The sequence below is a fragment of the Bacilli bacterium genome, assembly GCA_035326105.1.
In the GTDB taxonomy this organism is placed as follows: domain Bacteria; phylum Bacillota_I; class Bacilli_A; order RFN20; family CAG-826; genus UBA7706.
This window is the reverse complement of record DAOKYO010000002.1, coordinates 20,351-38,563: the sequence shown is the minus strand read 5'-3', so window position 1 is coordinate 38,563 and position 18,213 is coordinate 20,351. Positions and strand designations below refer to the sequence as shown.

Here is an 18,213-nt window from a genome sequence, read left to right as displayed (position 1 = left end):
TCGTTATTGATGCGAATCGGTTTTTATTTTATTTACTTCAATTGTGGATCTTCGTTATACGTGTTTAAAATCTCATTAGCTTCATTGAACTCATCGTCGTTGAGTTCCATGTCTAAGGTTCCATCATCCTCATAACGAGCAATCATGATCTCTTCCGGACTTGCTGGGTCAAAGAATAAAACGTAACTTGCTCCTCTTTCCTCATTATCGTAAGTAAAGAGAATTTCAAAGCGATATTCATTGCCATCCTCATCAGTAAGCGTCAACTCTTTTTCAGAATTTTCAACTTTTGGTTCCATCGTTCTTTTCCTCTCTTTGAGCCAAATAGGTCTCTAATATAACTTTGGCTGCCCACATATCAACCAATTCTTTTTGCTTCGCTTTATTATAGCCTAAAGCACTGAGCCTTTCATAGGCTTCAATTGTGGAAAGACGCTCATCCACGAACTTAATTTGCGTTAATGGGAAAAATGCGCCCAATAGTAGCTTAAACTTTTCAACAGCCTCCACGCGGGGGCCTTTGCGATCATCCATATTTAGGGGATAGCCAACAATTATTGATTCCACATTCTCTTCTTGAAGTATTTGCTCAATTCGTTTAGCTGCCGTTACATAATCATTGGAATTAAACCGAACGGTTTCCATTCCAAGCACAAACTTTTGGTCGCTAGAAGTAATCGCGATGCCAAGTGTTTTGGTTCCAAGATCAAGTCCGATTATTTTCTTGCTCATTTAATTAAACTTTCAAGGTAGGGCAAAACTTTGTCCTGTTTGGAAGCATCTTTAGCGGCGCCACTCGCTAAATCCGCGCGACCTCCACCTGATCCCCCTAAAATTGATGTTAATTCGCGTATGATCTTTCCAGCCTCAATCCCCATTTTTATGACCGGAGCTGAACAGTAAGCAACCAAAGGATATTTTCCGTCTTTATCGCCCAGTAAAACAATAATTGCTTGCTCATATTGGGATTTAAGACCGTCAATTACCTTGAGAAGACCTTCCCGATCATAACCTTTGACATAACTAAAAAGGACATTCACTTGGTTTTTGGTAATAAAGCTGGATTTTAAATCGTTGCTTAGGGCTGCAGCTAAGCGATCTTTAAGAACTATTGATTCCTGCTTAAGCGCATCCTTTTCTTTTTTCAATGAGTCGATGGCAAGAAGAATATCCCCGAACGAATTAACTTTCAATTCGCGAGAAATCTCCGATAATAAGTTCTTTCTCTCAATAACTAAGTCATATGCTTTGGCACCAGTTACCGCTTCAATTCGTCTGATTCCGCTCGCGATTGATTTTTCACTAACAATCAGAAAAAGGCCGATTTCAGATGTGTTGGCAACATGCGTGCCTCCGCAGAATTCTTTACTCATATCGCCAAAGCAAACCACGCGGACGACATCGCCATATTTTTCGTCAAAAAGCGATTTGGCCTGAAGTTTCTTGGCTTCGTCAATCGGAAGCACCTTTGTTTCTTGCGTGAGGGATTCGCCGATCAACTCATTTACCCGGGCCTCTATCTTTTCCAGTTGAAATGAAGACAAGGCCTCATTGGCATTAAAATCAAACCGCAGATAGTCCGGTCCGACAAAACTTCCCGCCTGATGAGTATCCTCACCGACAAATTCACTCAACGCGGTATCTAAAAGATGCGTAGCCGAGTGATTGCGCATAATGTCCCGGCGCCGGATGAGGTCTAAAGAAATAAGCAATTCATCGCCGACGTGAATGCTTCCTGAATTCAGCACAACGTGATGTAAATGCTGATGATTGGGAGCTTTTTTAACTTCGCTTACTTCCGCATCCACCTCGTTATTGCTCAGGCGCCCGGTATCAGAAACCTGTCCGCCACTCTCCGCGTAAAAATTGGTTTTATCAAGAATAAGGTCGCCCTCTTCGTCGATCGCATCAACTTTTTTCCCATTGACAAAAGCCGCCACCACCTTGGCCTTCAGGGGCTCAAGTGAGTCGTAAAGAAATTCACTGCTCACTTGGCAGCTCATTAAATCGGCAGATTGAATCGCCATGCTCTGTCCGCCACTTCTTGCTTCCCGAGCGCGATTTTTTTGTTCTTCCAATAATTCATTAAAACGTTTGATATCTACTGGGCATTGTTGTTCCAAGGCAATTTCCACCGTCAAATCAATAGGAAAGCCATAGGTATCATATAGTTTAAACGCATCGTCACCGGAAAGGGCAGTTCCCGGCACAAGCATATTCCTCAGCATTAGCTCTCCGCTGTTGAGAGTTTTAATAAATTTTTCTTCTTCGGCTTTAATTAATTTGCTGACCCGCTCCTCTTCTTTAACCAAATAGGGATAAAAGTCCTTGAAGTTATTGACGACAACATGAACTAAAAGGTAAAGAAAAGGTTGATTGATATTTATTTTCCGTCCATAGCGCATAGCTCTTCTTAATAGTCGGCGTAAAACATATCCCCGGCCTTCATTAGAAAAAGTCGCTCCATCCGCTAAAGCGAAAGTACAGGCTCTAATATGGTCGGCGATAACGCGGTAAGCCATCAAGTTAGCGCCCTCATATGGCTGCTTACTGATTTTCATCGTTTCCTGGATGATAGGAAGAAATAGATCGGTTTCAAAATTGGTCGGCGTCTCCTGTAAAACACAGGCAATTCGTTCTAGACCCGCGCCGGTATCGATATTTTTCTTGGGAAGTTCTTTATAGTCGGCTCGGTTCACGCCTTCAACGGCATTGTATTGACTAAAGACAATCCCCCAAATTTCGATGTAACGATCATTCTCCTCGTCGTTTTTTAAAAGTTCAATTCCGCGATGGAGGGGATCATATTTTTCACCGCGATCGAAGAACACTTCGGTGTTGGGTCCGCAGGGCCCTTCCCCAATTTGCCAAAAATTGCCTTCTAAAGGAATAAGGTGATCCTCTTTTACGCCTACTTTTCGCCAGAGATTATATGTGTCTTTATCCGTCGGTAAATAGGTAAAATAAACTTTATCCTTGGGGAGGGCAAAGTATTCCTCGCTCGTTAAAATTTCATAGGCCCAAGGAATGACCGATTCACGAAAATAGTCACCGATGGAAAAATTGCCGAGCATTTCAAAAAAAGTATGATGGCGAGCTGTCTTCCCAACATTTTCAATATCGTTGGTCCGGATTGACTTTTGGACGTTGGTAATTCGGTGGTTAGCCGGTATTACCGATCCGTCAAAATATTTTTTCAACGCCGCCACACCTGAATTAATCCATAGAAGAGTGGGATCATTATGGGGAATCAAAGATGCGCCGGGCTCAATTGCATGTCCGTGTTTCTTAAAAAAATCGAGCCACATTAATCGAATTTCATTACCTGTTAATTTTTTCATATTAAATCTCCTTAAAACATAAAAAAAGGTACGCTAAGGAACGAAAATCCGCGGTACCATCCTTATTCATTGCTGTACAATGCTCTTAATTTTCCTTAACGCGGATTAACGGAGAGTATTGGTCTCATCAGGAAAGTGGCGCGTTTTCTCGTCTGCTTTTTCACCTGACAAGCAGTCGCTAAAATGAGATAACTTAGCAATCCTATCGATTTCGCTATGATTATAGCATAAACAAAATAAAAAGAATATTTTTTCAAGTTACTAGACGATATGTTTCCAAATTTATCGGTCTTAGAATATTTTGCCTAAGAAGACAGACATACGAGTGAAGTCGCGTAACGTCAAAATGAGATCACTTTTATCAACCGCAAATAATATAGGTACGGAGTTCTTACCACTGCTTTTTCTATGGTTCCTCACACTAGATTTAAAACGCCATTATTAAGCCACTTTTATTCGTTTTCCAAAATTTAAAATAATTGAAAATTGGAAAGTAGTTTGCTTACCAATGTAAGTGGACATAATTAGTATGATTTGGAAAACATATTTATTCATGAACAGAATTATATGATTTCAATAGTCGGATAAGTTCTGTCTTTAATAAGTCGACCATATTGGATAACTCTGTTTTCGTTGGTTTTTGCTTTCATCAAACAATTCCTCTTTAGGCAACCACCATACTGGGCCCGGGATATTGATATCCCCTTTTCTACGTGGGAAAATATGAAAATGTACATGTGGATCTCCGTTGCCTAACAATTCAATATTCATTTTCGTAGCTTTGAAAGCATTTTGACAGGCTTTAGCAACGATAGAGACCTCCTCTAAATATTTCACTTTGAAATCTCTTTTTAAATGATGCAGTTCAGCAACATGTTCTTTACATAAGAATAATGTATATCCTTTGAACCTTTGGTGATCTCCAATAACAACATAACCCGTCTCTAATTCATAAACAAAAAACGGATTTTTGTTCTGCTTTATCAAATCTATTCTTTTACATATCAGGCACATATTGCGAATGCTCTCTTATATCTCTTGTATTGGTATTAAAAATCTGAATCACCATTTAACCATCTTGCTATATCTATTACTTCAACACCTTTCAGACTAAATGATTCTTGTCTGGTACGAGCAATAATTACTTTTTTGTAAGCATCTTTTATCTGCAAAAGAGATTTTGTTTCTTTTTCTTCAGGTGGAACATGCAAAAGAACCCCTTCTTGAGGTGGATGGTTCAAAAATTCTATCACTAATGTTAAAAAAGTAATTATTACTAATATCTTTAAGAAAATGTAATTTACTTTAAAAATTCACAAATTAATTTAAATGTAAATTTTAAGATGCAAACCAAATTAGATTTACGCTTTTATTGGGTTATTCTTTGTAAGAGATCGGCTAAAAACCCCATCTGAAACATAATAAATACCACAATTAACACGAGAATGATAAAGCAAAAATAACTCCGGGCGAAGTTTCTACGAGCGATATAAGAAGAATCAAGAGCAAAGATAATAAGCGCAATAAACCCAACCAGCGGAATAGAAAACAATATCTGATAACCAAAGTATCCCCAAGAACTCATCGGCCTATATTTTTCACTGTATTCCATATTAACCCCTTTTGATTTTATTATAGCCTGTATTCTGGTATTTTCAAAATGCTGTTACTGTTAATCCTTTTTCGCTATTTACAGGATACGCTTATCATCCCGATAAACTTCGTCAATAATGCCACCGCCCAGACAAATATCTCCATCGTAGAAAACCGCGGCTTGGCCAGGAGTAACCGCTTTGACCGGCGAAGCATATAGCACTTTCACCGTATCGCTGTCGACAAATTCCAATTTGACTTTTTGATCAGGCTGCCGATAGCGGAATTTTGCGCCATAAGTTTTTTCTTCCGTAGGAGCGCCACTTATCCAATTTAAGTTTCGAACCAAGCAATAGTCGCTAAAAAGGTGTGCATCGTTACTACCACTGGCCACCAGCAGATAATTCTTCTTTACGTCTTTACCGACGACCGTCCATCCTATGGCATCCTGCCCGCTTATCCCGCCGATACCCAGGCCTTTTCTTTGGCCGATAGTATAATAGAGAACTCCGTCGTGAACACCAACTTTTTTGCCGGTATTAATGTCGATAATATCTCCCTTTTTCGCCGGTAAATAATTCATCAGAAATTCCTTAAAACGGCGCTCGCCGATAAAGCAAACACCGGTTGAGTCTTTCTTGTCCATCACCGATTTTAAATCCAATTCGTGGGCGATTGTCCGCACCGCGGGTTTACTGATATTTCCTAACGGGAAAAGACAACTTGCCACCTGTTCTTGCGAAATTTGCGAAAGAAAATAACTTTGATCCTTATTCAGATCTTCCGCTTTTAAAAGAAAAACTTTATTATCACGATTTTCCCGTTTGGCATAATGCCCCATGGCGATAAAATCGAATCCCTTCCTCTTGGCAAAATTTAAGAAAGCATCAAATTTAATATATTTATTACAAAAAATATCCGGATTAGGAGTTCGGCCTTTTTCATATTCGGAAAGAAAATAGGCAAAAACATCATTCCAGTACTCTTCGATAAAATCGACTCTTAAAAGTTCAATTCCCAGTTTGTCGGCCACTGCTTTCGCATCGTCATAATCGCTTTCCTGCGGACATTGCTGATCGGTAATTGTCGGGTTGCCTAAAATATCGTTATTAGCCATCGCATCCCAGTTACGCATGAAACCGCCGACAACTTGATAGCCTTCCTTTTTCAGCAAGTAGGCAGCGACCGCGCTATCAACGCCACCGCTAAGACCAATTAATACGCGCGTGTCTTTTTTATTCATCAACCAAATCCTCACTATCCAGGATCAGGGTAAAGGGTCCATCATTCACTAATGTCACCTTCATGTCCGCTCCATAAATACCCGTGGCAATTCTACCACACTTGTCCTCGATGAAGCCATTAAAAAGATTATAGAGGACTTGACCCCTTTCATAGGGAGCCGAGTCGGTAAAAGATGGCCTTCTTCCATGACGGACGTCTCCATAAAGCGTAAACTGGGATACGCTCAATATTTCGCCACCGATGTCCGATAATGACTTATTGGTCTTGCCATTTTCATCCGGAAATACTCGTAATGTAAGCAATTTATCAGCCATTTTTTTAACAATTGCATTATTGTCATTAAGGGAAAAGCCGACAAGCAAAAGCCAGCCCCGGGCGATTTTTCCCGTGACTTTTCCTTCGACTTCAACTTTGGCATCCAGCACATTTTGCAGTATAATTCTCATTTTTTCACCTTGTTTTATTATAGTGTTTATGAGCATAAATTGGTATACTTTATCCGGAGGTAATTATGCTCGCACCACTTGCACATCGTCTACGTCCGACCAAACTTTCTGAAATTATCGGGCAAAAGCACCTCGTCGGCGAAGGAGGCTTTCTTTATGAGGCCCTTCAAAATCATCTTTTGGTATCAATCATCTTTTTTGGCCCACCCGGGTCAGGTAAGACCACTATTGCCGAAGCCTTTGCCAAAGAGATGAATGTTCATTATAAAAAATTAAACGCCGTGACTTCGACTAAGAAAGATATCGAGCTGGCCATCGAAGAGGCGAAGCTATACCCCGAAGCCATTCTTATCGTCGATGAGGTTCATCGTTTAAACAAAGATAAACAGGATCTCTTACTTCCTTACATTGAAGAGGGAACTATTTTTCTATTGGGAATGACCACGGCCAATCCATATATTGCCATCAACCCCGCGATTCGTTCTCGCTGTCACCTTTTGGAGGTAAAGCCCTTAAGCCGCGAGGATATTATTATCGGTATCAATCGGGCCTTATCTTCATTTAACGGCCTGGACAATCATATTGCGATGGATGATGAGGCGAAGAAATTATTAGCCACCCTCGCGGGGGGTGATTTACGTTTTGCCTACAATTATTTAGAGGTCTTATCCTTAAGTAAAAACCAAAGCATCTCAACAAATGACATAAAGAGTGTCGTCCGCGTTCCAAACTATCTCATGGATCAAAACGAGGAGGAGCATTACGATTCCGTTTCCGCCCTGCAAAAGAGCATCCGCGGAAGTGATGTTGATGCCGCTCTATATTATCTTGCTCGGCTTTGTGCCGCTAACGACTTGGAATCGATTGAGAGACGGCTATTGGTTACCGCCTATGAAGATATCGGATTAGCCAATCCTCAGGCGGTGGAACGCTGTGCAACTGCCCTTGAGAGTGCCCGCAAGGTTGGGTTTCCCGAAGCGATAATACCTTTAGGCTTTACTGTTTGCGACCTCGCCCTGTCGCCAAAGTCAAAGGCGGCAGCATCTTCCATTCAATCAGCGATGGACTATGCAAAAGATCATCAATTAAGCGTTCTTGATTACTTAAAATTAACTCCGGTAAATGCGCAGGAAATTGATAAGTACCCCTATGATCGCCCTGATCTATGGGAAAAGATGCAATATCTTCCTGAACTGATTAAGGAAATGCAGTTTTACCAGGAATCAAATGCTTCTCAATATGAGAAAGTTTTAAATGCCAATTACCATCGGCTCAAGAGGAATACCCGCACCAGCGATTTGGCCTTTCTTAAATCAAAAAAGCCCCGTGAATAGCAAAAAGGAACCTAGCCGATATTGACCGGCTGGTTCCTTTTTAAATACTTATTTACTCGATTATCTCATAGACAATCGGCCGGGGAGTAACTTCGTCTTTTTGAAGTTTAAACGCCCGTTGGATGTCCATAATAACCGGCTGATAGCTAGCCGCGTCTACATCGGTATATATATCAGCCAATTTATCGCCCTTAGAAACTTTAGCTCCGACCTTTTTGTCAACGATGATTCCGGCCGCAGGGTCGATTACGTCATCTTTCGTTGCCCGCCCGGCGCCAAGTTGCATCGCGGCCACCCCGATCTCCAGACAATCGATTCGGCCGACATATCCATCCGCATCCGCATAAACTTCCTCATGGTGTTTTGCAACAACAAATTGGCTGGGATTATCAATGTACGATACATCTCCGCCCTGTGATTTGACCATCGCCTTGAATTTGTTGAGTGCGCTTCCGTCTTTAATTTTTGCGCTTGCAAGCGCCTCACCTTCCGCTAAGGTTGAAACCACTTTTCCCTGGACCAAAATCACGCCCGCTGCCTTGACACACAAGGTAACGAAATCATCCGGACCATGTCCGTTTAGCGTATCAATCGCTTCTTTTACCTCAAGATTATTTCCGACCGCGCGGCCGAGAGGCTGATCCATATCCGTTAAAATCGCTCTTGTATCCCGTTTTACACCATCGCCAATTTCCACCATTGTTCGCGCCAGTTTACGCGCGTCTCCAATGGTCTTCATAAAAGCGCCACTGCCGAATTTTACATCCAAAAGAATTGTATCCGCACCGCTTGCTAGTTTCTTGCTCATGATGGAGGAGGCAATTAAGGGGATACTTTCAACCGTTCCCGTCACGTCGCGAAGAGCATATAGTTTTTTATCCGCCGGAACTAAATCGGCTGTTTGGCCGATAATCGCAATGCCAATATCATTTACTTGCTTGATAAAGCGTTCGATGGGAAGTGAAATACTCATGCCGGGAATGGATTCTAACTTGTCCAATGTCCCGCCGGTATGACCCAAGCCACGACCGCTCATTTTTGCCAGTCGAACGCCGCAGCTGGCAACGATTGGTCCCACGACCATGCTAGTTTTGTCGCCCACTCCGCCCGTGGAATGCTTATCGACTTTCACCCCTTTAATTTGCGAAAGATCAACCACATCGCCCGAGTACATCATCGCCTTGGTCAAAGCGACCGTCTCATCTTTATTCATCCCCTGAAAAACGATCGCCATCGCTAATGCGCTCGCCTGGTAATCAGGAATTGTTCCTTTCGTATATCCTTCGACAAAAAAATTGATTTCCTGTTCACTAAGAACGCCTCCGTCACGCTTCTTGGTGATAATATCTGCCATTCTCATAATTTAAAACTCCTTGGTTATATTATATAATAAAAAAGTCTATTTAGTTGGCTATTTTATTTTTTTCTTAAAAAAAGAGGCTTTTTCATGAACATTGAAGAATACATTAAAACTATTTTCCCAATTGATATTGCCACCCCTTTAATTGAATCTTTATCTAAACCGGCAATGCACGCCGCTCTTCTTAATCCAAGAAAGATGTCCGATGAGCATTTTTTAGAGTTGTTTCCTTCAGCCAAAATCCATCCGCTGGTGCCTCACGCCTTTATATATGATCCTTTAGTGTACGATTTAGGCAAGACCATCTATCACGATGCCGGGGCATTTTATCTTCAAGATCCGAGCGCGATGAGCGTAGCCAATTTTTTTCATTATGAACCCAATGACATCGTCTTGGATTTTGCGGCTGCTCCCGGAGGAAAAACCATCCAGGCCGCCATGCGACTTAACGATAACGGCATTGTTATAAGTAATGATATCGATGGACTTCGAGCGCTCACACTTTCAAAAAACGTTGAACGCATGGGTTTGGGAAATGTCATCGTTACAAATAACGATTTTCAAAAAACCGACTTTAAAGATCTTTTATTTGATAAGGTATTTCTTGATGCCCCCTGCTCGGGAAGCGGCATGCTCCGCAAAAGCCAAGCGATGCGCGACGATTGGTCGTTAGCAAAAGTTTTACGGTTCGCGGAGATTCAGAAGAAACTGATAATCCGCGCGTTTGATCTTCTTAAACCGGGAGGAAAACTTTTATATTCCACTTGTTCCTTTTCCTATGAGGAAAATGAAGCGATTGTCGAGCATCTTCTGAATCAAAGATCAGCCATCATCCTTCCTTTAACCACCGAAGAGTATGTTTATCATTCGCCAAAAATAAACGAGGCACTTTATTTTCTTCCCGCCATTTTTCCTGGGGAAGGTCAATTTGTTGCTTGTCTTCAAAAACCAAATGAAAGTTCGGAAAGCCATTTTGCGCCTCCTGAGTGTTATTCGTTTTTTAATTATTCATTAAAAGGGCAACTGTTAAAAAGAAATGACGGATTTTATCTTTTAAATCCCGCATTGGAAATTAATAAGGGCTTTAATGTATTACGTTCAGGAGTAAAAGTAGCAGTTGCTCATGGTGACCATCTACTGCCTGATCATCATCTTGCGCATTATTTAGGCTTTGAAAATAGTATCAATCTTACCATGGAAGAAATGAAAAAGTATCGCCATGGCGATACTTTGCACCGAGAAATAGCTAACGGCTTCCATGTCGTAAGTTATGATCATATCAACCTTGGCTGGGTAAAGGCCGTTGATGGTATTCTCAAAAATCACTATCCGAAAGGGTTAAGACACTAATCGTTAATTAATTCTTTTTGACGTTTGGTGAGAAAAGCCGAAATACGATTATTTTCCTTCGCGCGAATATCATCAACCATCGATTGCATAAGCGCTTGGAATTTTTTGCTCAGTCCGACGCTGCCCAACTTTTCACTGGATGGTAAGTAGGGGGGCATAATTAAGACTTCAATTGGAAAAACTTTCCAATTGGTGGATAAGAGTAAGGCAAATTGGGTTCCGATAATAGCCACCGGAACAATTTCGACATCCAAAACTTCCGGTACTTTGAAGGCCCCGGGTTTAAACATCCCCAAGGATGCCGAATATTTGCGGTTGCGCGTCCCTTCGGGGAAAATAATAACCGTGCGCCCCCCTTGAAGAAATTTCTTGACCATCGACATCGCTTTTACTTCCTGCTTTAAATCTTCCCGATTGAGAAAAACAGCATCAATGGATTGGAGAATACGCCCGATAAACGGCATCTTTCTTGCCTCTTTTTTTGCAACAAACAAGAGGGGTTTGTCGGTGATTGCCATGATAACAATCGGATCAAGAAAACCAAAGTGATTGACGATAATATACTGTGGTTTTTGCCGACGGATATATCCCAATCCCTGATGGTGAACATCCAATCGAATATCTTTGACAAATTGCAGGCACAACTTATGCGCTTTCGCATATCTTTGTGAAAGCGAATACCGTTCGGGGTGACGGGAGTAAGCAAAAATCCAGGCAAAGTATGCCCAAATTAATTTCGGTACAAAGACAAACACTAAACGTAGGTATTTCCACATAACTTGCCCCTATAATTCAAAATCATCTTCGTGACGAAGCCCTACAATTATAACACTGAGGGGCGGAATCATTACGCGCCGAACGAAAGTTTCTAATTTTCCCGCGACATAGCCCGAACTGGAAAAAATAATTTTGGCGTAATTTTTTAGTTCGTAAAAGATGTTTTCCTTGCTCGGATTGATAAAAACCGAAAATTGCTTATAGGCACCTTGGGATGGAAGTTTCACGTAATCAATTAAAAGTCCTCCCGAGGGCAAATCTTCAAATTCAATCATATTTTCAATATGACTGGGCTGATCTTCCCGTAAAAAGTCGCAATCCTTGCGTAACTTAGTCAATTCATAGAAATAATTGGCCATTTCAAGGCGATCGTCCAATTTAACATAGGCAAATTGATTAACTTTATCCCCACTTTTATAAGAGTTAAAATCACCAAATTTACTGAGTCCAATTTCTTGACCTTGATGAAAGAAAGGCACCCCAAAAGCAATCATATTAATTGCATTGATTAATTTTATTCGTTGAAGAATATCCCGTTCGCTATCCTCGGGGGTGGCGATTACCAACTTATCAAAAAGCGTGCTGTTATCGTGGCATTCAACATAGTTGACCGACTGATGGGGAAATTGAAATTTGGGTTTAAACACTAAGTCCAAGGAGCTGCCTACATAGGCAAACTTAAAACCCAATCGATACTCTTCTGCTCCCGATAAATAGCCCTTATCCGCCAGATGATCATCCGCTGTCGGACCCTTGACAATATCGCGAAAAGAATCATTAAAAAAAGCATATCCAGGTAAAAGGTGCGCGTTTTCCATCGTCGCCCGTTCGTTATTAGAAAGCGCAGTCGGCATGTTCCAGCCTTCGCCATAAAGCATAAATCCAGCTTTAAGTTTGCGCGTTTCGTCTTCGATAATTTTCATCGTTGCAATGTCCAATATTCCCATCAAATCAAAGCGATAACCATCAATTCCATAAAAGGTTATCCAGTGACGGACAGCCTGAAGAATCAAATGTCGAACCATCGGTCGCTCGCTGGCTAAATCGTTACCGCAAAACGACCCGTTTGAAAGTTTGCCATCCTCTTGCCGGCGAAAATAAAAATTTGGAACAACGCGCTCAAAAACGCTGGTTGCCGATTCATAAACATGATTAAAAACCACATCCATATTGACTCTGATTCCCGCCTGATGAAAAGCGGAGACCATTGTTCTTACCTCTTTAATTCGCGTATAAGGATCGCTCGGATTGGTGGATAATGAGCCTTCAGGAACGAGGTATTGCGCCGGATCATATCCCCAATTATATGCCGCTCGCGGATTGGTTTCATCCACAGTGGCAAAATCGTATATCGGCATCAGCTGCAAATGGGTGATACCCAGGGAGACTAGATAATCTATTCCCACCTTATTGCCTTGCCGAGTTTTGGCTCGATGTTCAATTAGACCACGATAGGTTCCTTTACTTCGGATAGTCGTCGTCTTATCAATTGTCATATCGCGAACACTGGCTTCATAGATAATAGCATCATTATAGTTACTAAAAGGCGGTAGTTTGTCCTCATAAAGCGGCGTTTTAATCCGAGTTAAATTTACCACGGCCGAGCGATGGCCATTTTCCGTTGAAGCGATGGCATACGGATCGGTAGCCATAACTATCTGCCCGGAGTTAACAATCGAAAAATAATATCTTGCACCATCGAGATTTTTATCGATACGCGCCCGAAAAACACCTTTTTCTTCGCGCTGCATTATCTGCCGATACTCATGCGCGTGCAGTTCATACACCACCTCGACTTGCGAGGCGAGCGGCGCCCATAACTGAAAAGTGGTTGCCTTAGGTGTATAGATAAACCCCAGCGGTTCAGGATAATAAAATCTCTCGTCAAAGTCGGCAAATTCGGTAGCTTTAGTCACATCGAGAGCGGTCCGTCCGAAGTTAGCACTTATGATATCGTAGGCGTGGCCTAATTCCAAAGGCTCATCAAGCCGTATATCGTAAGCATAATTATTAAACTGCACCGTCACTTTTTCAATATTGGAAAGTTTTCTCGTAGTCCCATCCGTCACCATCGTAAAACTGGGGTTATCGAGTTTCGACAGGTGGGCATAAATGAGCACGCGAATTAAATCCGGTTCAAGTAATTTGGCTTTAAAAATACAATCCGACATAATTATTTTCCTTCTTCGATATTGACGATAGCAATGGCAATTCCTCCATCGTGACTAATCGAAATATTCTCATAGATTCCCTTTTCAAAATAAATATAAGGCCGTCCGTTGTCAAAGTATAGTATTTCGATTTTACTAAATGCAACTTGATGCTCAAATCGGTTGGCCTTTAGGAAGGCTTCCTTGGCAGCGAAGTGGCCCGCGACAAACTCGAGGCTGTTTTTTCTTCGCTTATACTCATCAAGTTCATTCGCACTTAAGACCCGGGCAATCAAATCCGGTTTATCCTTAAACCTCTGAATGGAAACAATATCGATACCAACGCTCATATTAATAATCTCCGCGGTCAATTTTTGTTTCCTCAATTGATTGAGGATTACGTTTTATAACCAAAGAACCCCGGGCTGAATTCGATTCTGAACTGTCGTCCACAATCCCTTCGCTTTGCAATTTCCGAAAAATTCTCATCGCCCGAGGAAAGCCGAAGTTAAATGTTCGTTGAATTTTGGATATCGAAGTGTACTCTTGACTCATAACCCATTTTTTAACTTCAAAATAGGCATCATCGTGATCGGTTCCCTCGCCCTCAAAACTTGGTCCCATCGCACTATGATCGGTAAGGTCGAAGAAATTATCGTCATACTCGGTTTTAAATTGATGTTTTAAATAATCAACAACCCGCCGAATCTCCCGACCATCGATGAAAGCTCCTTGAACGCGAACAAAACCACTGCGGGAAATTTGCGGGCAATCAATCAGCATATCGCCGTTTCCTAGCAGCTGTTCGGCTCCACCTTCGTTTAAAATCGTGGTTGAATCAACGGTTGATGCCATCATCAAGGCCACCCGAACAGGAAGGTTGGCTTTTATTACACCGGTAATAACATTAACTGAAGGGCGCTGCGTGGAAATAACTAAGTGAATTCCCGCCGCGCGGGATTTTTGCGCCAGTCGGACGATTGGAGTGGCAATGTCCTTGGCTCCTTCGACTAAATCCGCATATTCATCGATGACAACGACAATTTTAGGCATCGGCGGCAGCCCATTGCCAATCGCATAGTCATTGTATTGGCTGATTTTCGATGCCCCGGCTTCTTCAAATCGCAAGTAGCGATCTTCCATTTCTCCCACCAGGCGCGACATGGCCGTCTTAGCTTCGGCATAATCGGATATTATCGGGCAAAAAAGATGGGGCATATCCCGATAGCGAGCCATTTCCACGCGCTTGGGATCGATTATAATTAGACGTAATTCATCCGGGGTATTGCGCATTATCAAACTCATGATGAGCGAATGCATAAAAATTGATTTTCCGCTGCCGGTTGAACCGGAAACCAAAAGGTGAGGAAACTCCTCTAAAGAGGCCATTACCACTTCACCCGAAATATTTTTTCCAAACGGAAAAACCAGTTTGCTGGCAAGTTCATCCGGTAGAGATTCAAAGCATTCGCGAAAACTGACCAGGGATGTCTTGCCATTAGCGATTTCCAATCCGGAAGTCGACTTTCCCGGAACTATCGTCTCAAAACGAGCGGGTATCCCTCCCAGCCGAATCGAAATATCCGGAATAACTTTTGACACCTGACTGACGGAGACATCAGGATTCATTTTGATGTCATAGCGGGTGACCGCCGGACCGATGGTATAGGAAACAGCCGAGGCGCCAACATTTAAGTTGTTAAAAGTCTGATTAATGATATTCACTCGCTTATCGGCCAAATCCTGGTTTTCCTGCGAGTTAAGATTATCATGATGCTCTTCGAGCAAAGCGGAATCGGGTAGTTTCCCGCCGAGTAAGGGAGCAAAGTCGTTATCATTTTGATAGTTCATTTTCTCAACCGGAACGGTTACGCGTTCACTGGTTTTATTTTCGGGATTGGGAATGGAAAAAACGCTGACTTCCTCTTCTTGTAGCGGCAACACCTCTTCCCGGGAAGCGCTTGTTGATTCGATACGCTCGGTGTTTTCACTCTTTATGTCCTCAAAATTAACTTCATCTGAAATGGCGGATTTGAGAGTCAAAACTTTTCTTTCACTTTCTATATCAAAGGTATCTTCTTCAACGAAAACCGCCTTCTGCATACTGCCAAGGGCAACATTGGATAGCAGATTATGATCTTTTGTCAGCGGTCTATTTTTACTGACGTCGTCTTCATTGCCCTGACTAATCTGCTGTAGATTTTCCAAATTTCCGGCTTCGGAGAAAAAGTTTTTCTTTTTCCGTTTACTCGTCAGTGAAATCCTCATTTTAGCGACCAATCGGCGCAAAAGCGACCAAAAAACAATCATCAAGCCGATGAAGGCCAAAACACTTAAGGCTACCAAGGTCCAAACTTCTTTTAATCCGATATATAATCCAAAATAGATGACGTTGCCGAAAACACCGCCGCCATGAAAGGCAAATGATAACGGAGTGGCCATCGATTCTTGAATAGCTACCCCAAGATATGCAGTTTGATCGATAAAGATATTTTTAAATGCAAATTCAGCCGGATCTCTTTTTTCTAAATAAGCCATAAAGCCGGACAAAGCAAGCAAAATTAATATAAGTCCGATTGTGACTGAGGCTCTGAGCGGAAAGTGTCTTTCCCGAATAAAAATAAGGCGGACCCCCACAATAAATAACAACAATACCGGAATCACATATAGGGTTCCAAAAGCCCAGGTTAATGCATAGGTCAGAAATGCCCCTACCCATTGGTTAAGAATTATCAGTAAGCCAAAAAGGGCAAGCATTATGCCCCCAGGGACATCAATACGTGCCGATCGGTTCTTTTTAGTGGTTGATTCAGTACTTTTACTCATAGATAAGTCCACCTATCGGTATATGTTAATTATACCTAGAAGTGGAATTTGAATAAACCCAAACTTTCATTTAAATTCAGTCAACTACCGAAATCAAGGGCAAAATCATCGGACTGCGTCTTGTCTCGCGCCACACAAAGCGTTTTGCGCGCTCACTTATATCTTCCGCGCACTTATCGGCATTAAAAGAGCCCTTCTTCAAGAAGTCATTTACACTTGTAACCAAAAGCTTTGTGAGTTCATTAATAATGGCGTCATTCTCGCGAACAAAAACAAATCCGCGCATCTGAATATCTGGTCCGGCAACAATTTTAGCAGTGGCTTTTGAAACCGCAATTCCCATGACAATTACGCCGTCATCCGAGAGGATGGTCCGATCGTCAAGGACGGTGGATGTCGTATCCCCGACGCCCGTGCCATCGATATATAAATCGCCGGTGGGAACCACTTCGTCCCCGGCCGCGTAAAGTCGAGCCTTACCATCGGTAAATTTGATGGTCATGCCGTTATCCAAAAGAAAAATATTGTTGTGCGAAAGTTGAACATCCATTCCAACCGCCAGTTTGGCATTGGCCATTAGTTGTTTATATTCACCTTTAACCGGAATGTAATACTGGGGTTTAAGAAGCGAAATCATCATTTTTAAGTCTTCTTCACTCGCGTGCATCGGCGACATCATCTTCCGATTAATCTCGTAAACTTTGACGCCCGTTTGATATAGGCAATCAATCGCATCCGTAGCCAGCAGTTCAAAGTTAGGAGCGGGAGGAGCGGCAACGATGAAGGTGTCTTCCGGATTTAAGACAATCCGTTTATCTTCATTTTCTCCATTGGCCAAAGCTTCGATTTCCCGATATAAATCGTCACCTTGTGCCATCATTAAAATAACCATGTCATTTTTCCGGACGCGTAATAAATCATCCGGGGAAACAAGATTAATTTGCGGAATCTTAAGCATGCCGATTGAATTAAACCGAGCAAAATAATCACGAACGTACTCATCGTATAAGTAGAGCTTCTTATGGTGCTTTTTAACCATATCGATGATCTCTTCAAGATGATAAGTTGACTGATTGTAAAGCGAGATGAAAATCCGTCCCTGCGAATCTTGAAAAGGGGCAGTTATATGGGGTGTCAGGCGATGATTGGGAGAAGTATAACCGGCCTTTTCCGCTCCTTCGCTCTCGCTTAGTAAAGCCAGAATCGGCCGCTCGGCAATCTTTGCCAACGCATTCAAATCATGCCGGTAATGGGGGTTGGCATTATATTCCACCAAGAAATCCCCACTATAAACAACGTAGCCCTGCTCGGTTTTAATCGCCACCCCGCTGCTGAGCATCATCGCATGGCAGGTCTGAAAGAAACGGACAGTTCTATTGGCAATGGTAATGCGCGAAGATGGTTCAATCTCGACAAAGTTATATTTAATGTCCATCACCCGGCGCTTCGTAAAGCCTTCAATCATCATAATTGTCGCCTTGGAGGCGTAGATCGGTGCCGGGATATCCTTGTACATATAAGGTAAAGCGCCGATTAAATCGTCGTGGCCGTGAGTGATAATATATGCCCGAACACGATCCTTGTTTTTCAACAAATAATCATAATTAGCGATAATAAAATCAATTCCCGGCTTTGATGAGTCGGGATATTTTGCTCCGGCTTCAATAATAAAAATATCATTTCCCGCTTCGAGGACATAAAGATTTTTGCCATCTTCATCCAGCCCCCCTAAAGCGAAAATTCGTACGGTTTCAGTCATAAAAAACTCCTCCTTCTAACCTAAGGAAATCT

At 42.1% G+C, this 18,213-nt stretch carries 16 protein-coding genes; 2 read left to right on the top strand and 14 right to left on the bottom strand.

Translation table 11 applies throughout. The features are described from left to right. Positions 1 to 32 precede the first annotated feature (32 nt). From PKC96_04450 to dtd, 8 genes are all read right to left on the bottom strand, one after another. Positions 33 to 299 (bottom strand): DUF1292 domain-containing protein, encoded by a 267-nt coding sequence (locus tag PKC96_04450; GenBank protein HMM00573.1) that lies wholly within the window; start codon positions 297 to 299, stop codon positions 33 to 35. Next, positions 283 to 732 (bottom strand): Holliday junction resolvase RuvX, encoded by a 450-nt coding sequence (ruvX, locus tag PKC96_04445; protein ID HMM00572.1) that lies wholly within the window; start codon positions 730 to 732, stop codon positions 283 to 285. The genes PKC96_04450 and ruvX overlap by 17 nt, the downstream gene beginning before the upstream one ends. Continuing rightward, positions 729 to 3,341, bottom strand: a complete 2,613-nt coding sequence (alaS, locus tag PKC96_04440) for an alanine--tRNA ligase (GenBank protein HMM00571.1) — start codon at positions 3,339 to 3,341, stop codon at positions 729 to 731. The genes ruvX and alaS overlap by 4 nt, the downstream gene beginning before the upstream one ends. A 597-nt stretch (positions 3,342 to 3,938) precedes the next feature. Next, entirely contained in the window at positions 3,939 to 4,355 is a 417-nt protein-coding gene (locus tag PKC96_04435) for an HIT family protein (protein HMM00570.1), read from the bottom strand. Between the two features lie 35 nt (positions 4,356 to 4,390). Beyond that, positions 4,391 to 4,582 (bottom strand): hypothetical protein, encoded by a 192-nt coding sequence (locus PKC96_04430; protein HMM00569.1) that lies wholly within the window; start codon positions 4,580 to 4,582, stop codon positions 4,391 to 4,393. Between the two features lie 128 nt (positions 4,583 to 4,710). After that, complete coding sequence (locus PKC96_04425; protein ID HMM00568.1) at positions 4,711 to 4,953, bottom strand: ABC transporter permease; 243 nt, start codon at positions 4,951 to 4,953, stop codon at positions 4,711 to 4,713. A 78-nt stretch (positions 4,954 to 5,031) separates the two neighbouring features. Then, a complete protein-coding gene (mnmA, locus tag PKC96_04420; GenBank protein HMM00567.1) occupies positions 5,032 to 6,177 on the bottom strand; it encodes a tRNA 2-thiouridine(34) synthase MnmA in 1,146 nt (381 codons plus the stop codon). Next, a complete protein-coding gene (gene dtd, locus PKC96_04415) occupies positions 6,170 to 6,625 on the bottom strand; it encodes a D-aminoacyl-tRNA deacylase (protein HMM00566.1) in 456 nt (151 codons plus the stop codon). Before dtd ends, mnmA begins: the two co-directional genes overlap by 8 nt. A gap of 65 nt (positions 6,626 to 6,690) precedes the next feature. Here dtd and PKC96_04410 point away from each other — a divergent pair, with 65 nt between their 5' ends. After that, a complete protein-coding gene (locus PKC96_04410) occupies positions 6,691 to 7,959 on the top strand; it encodes a replication-associated recombination protein A (protein ID HMM00565.1) in 1,269 nt (422 codons plus the stop codon). A 52-nt stretch (positions 7,960 to 8,011) separates the two neighbouring features. Here PKC96_04410 and PKC96_04405 read toward each other — a convergent pair whose 3' ends face one another. Next, complete coding sequence (locus tag PKC96_04405) at positions 8,012 to 9,319, bottom strand: pyrimidine-nucleoside phosphorylase (protein HMM00564.1); 1,308 nt, start codon at positions 9,317 to 9,319, stop codon at positions 8,012 to 8,014. Positions 9,320 to 9,406: 87 nt separating this feature from the next. On the opposite strand from PKC96_04405, the gene PKC96_04400 reads away from it, so the two are divergent. Continuing rightward, on the top strand, positions 9,407 to 10,669 hold the full coding sequence (locus PKC96_04400) for a methyltransferase domain-containing protein (protein HMM00563.1): 1,263 nt from the start codon (positions 9,407 to 9,409) through the stop codon (positions 10,667 to 10,669). Here PKC96_04400 and PKC96_04395 read toward each other — a convergent pair. The 5 genes from PKC96_04395 to PKC96_04375 form a co-directional block, all read right to left on the bottom strand. After that, positions 10,666 to 11,445 (bottom strand): lysophospholipid acyltransferase family protein, encoded by a 780-nt coding sequence (locus PKC96_04395; GenBank protein HMM00562.1) that lies wholly within the window; start codon positions 11,443 to 11,445, stop codon positions 10,666 to 10,668. The two genes, PKC96_04400 and PKC96_04395, sit on opposite strands and share 4 nt — an antisense overlap. Before the next feature lie 9 nt (positions 11,446 to 11,454). Beyond that, on the bottom strand, positions 11,455 to 13,617 hold the full coding sequence (gene pulA / locus PKC96_04390; protein HMM00561.1) for a type I pullulanase: 2,163 nt from the start codon (positions 13,615 to 13,617) through the stop codon (positions 11,455 to 11,457). A 2-nt stretch (positions 13,618 to 13,619) separates the two neighbouring features. Then, positions 13,620 to 13,946: a holo-ACP synthase gene (locus PKC96_04385; protein HMM00560.1), complete on the bottom strand. Its 327-nt coding sequence runs from the start codon at positions 13,944 to 13,946 to the stop codon at positions 13,620 to 13,622. Between the two features lies 1 nt (position 13,947). Beyond that, the gene (locus PKC96_04380; GenBank protein ID HMM00559.1) at positions 13,948 to 16,422 is read right to left on the bottom strand and encodes a DNA translocase FtsK; all 2,475 of its coding nucleotides are present in this window, start codon (positions 16,420 to 16,422) and stop codon (positions 13,948 to 13,950) included. Positions 16,423 to 16,498: 76 nt separating this feature from the next. Further along, positions 16,499 to 18,181: a ribonuclease J gene (locus PKC96_04375; protein ID HMM00558.1), complete on the bottom strand. Its 1,683-nt coding sequence runs from the start codon at positions 18,179 to 18,181 to the stop codon at positions 16,499 to 16,501. Positions 18,182 to 18,213: the final 32 nt, after the last annotated feature.

Bases quoted from the DNA above. Each gene is read 5' to 3' on its own strand.
- PKC96_04405 (HMM00564.1), bottom strand. From the start codon at position 9,319: ATGAGAATGGCAGATATTATCACCAAGAAGCGTGACGGAGGCGTTCTT.
- alaS (HMM00571.1), bottom strand. From the start codon at position 3,341: ATGAAAAAATTAACAGGTAATGAAATTCGATTAATGTGGCTCGATTTT.
- pulA (HMM00561.1), bottom strand. From the start codon at position 13,617: ATGTCGGATTGTATTTTTAAAGCCAAATTACTTGAACCGGATTTAATT.
- PKC96_04450 (HMM00573.1), bottom strand. From the start codon at position 299: ATGGAACCAAAAGTTGAAAATTCTGAAAAAGAGTTGACGCTTACTGAT.
- PKC96_04380 (HMM00559.1), bottom strand. From the start codon at position 16,422: ATGAGTAAAAGTACTGAATCAACCACTAAAAAGAACCGATCGGCACGT.
- PKC96_04385 (HMM00560.1), bottom strand. From the start codon at position 13,946: ATGAGCGTTGGTATCGATATTGTTTCCATTCAGAGGTTTAAGGATAAA.
- PKC96_04425 (HMM00568.1), bottom strand. From the start codon at position 4,953: ATGGAATACAGTGAAAAATATAGGCCGATGAGTTCTTGGGGATACTTT.
- ruvX (HMM00572.1), bottom strand. From the start codon at position 732: ATGAGCAAGAAAATAATCGGACTTGATCTTGGAACCAAAACACTTGGC.
- PKC96_04400 (HMM00563.1), top strand. From the start codon at position 9,407: ATGAACATTGAAGAATACATTAAAACTATTTTCCCAATTGATATTGCC.
- PKC96_04410 (HMM00565.1), top strand. From the start codon at position 6,691: ATGCTCGCACCACTTGCACATCGTCTACGTCCGACCAAACTTTCTGAA.
- PKC96_04375 (HMM00558.1), bottom strand. From the start codon at position 18,181: ATGACTGAAACCGTACGAATTTTCGCTTTAGGGGGGCTGGATGAAGAT.
- PKC96_04435 (HMM00570.1), bottom strand. From the start codon at position 4,355: ATGTGCCTGATATGTAAAAGAATAGATTTGATAAAGCAGAACAAAAAT.
- mnmA (HMM00567.1), bottom strand. From the start codon at position 6,177: ATGAATAAAAAAGACACGCGCGTATTAATTGGTCTTAGCGGTGGCGTT.
- PKC96_04395 (HMM00562.1), bottom strand. From the start codon at position 11,445: ATGTGGAAATACCTACGTTTAGTGTTTGTCTTTGTACCGAAATTAATT.
- dtd (HMM00566.1), bottom strand. From the start codon at position 6,625: ATGAGAATTATACTGCAAAATGTGCTGGATGCCAAAGTTGAAGTCGAA.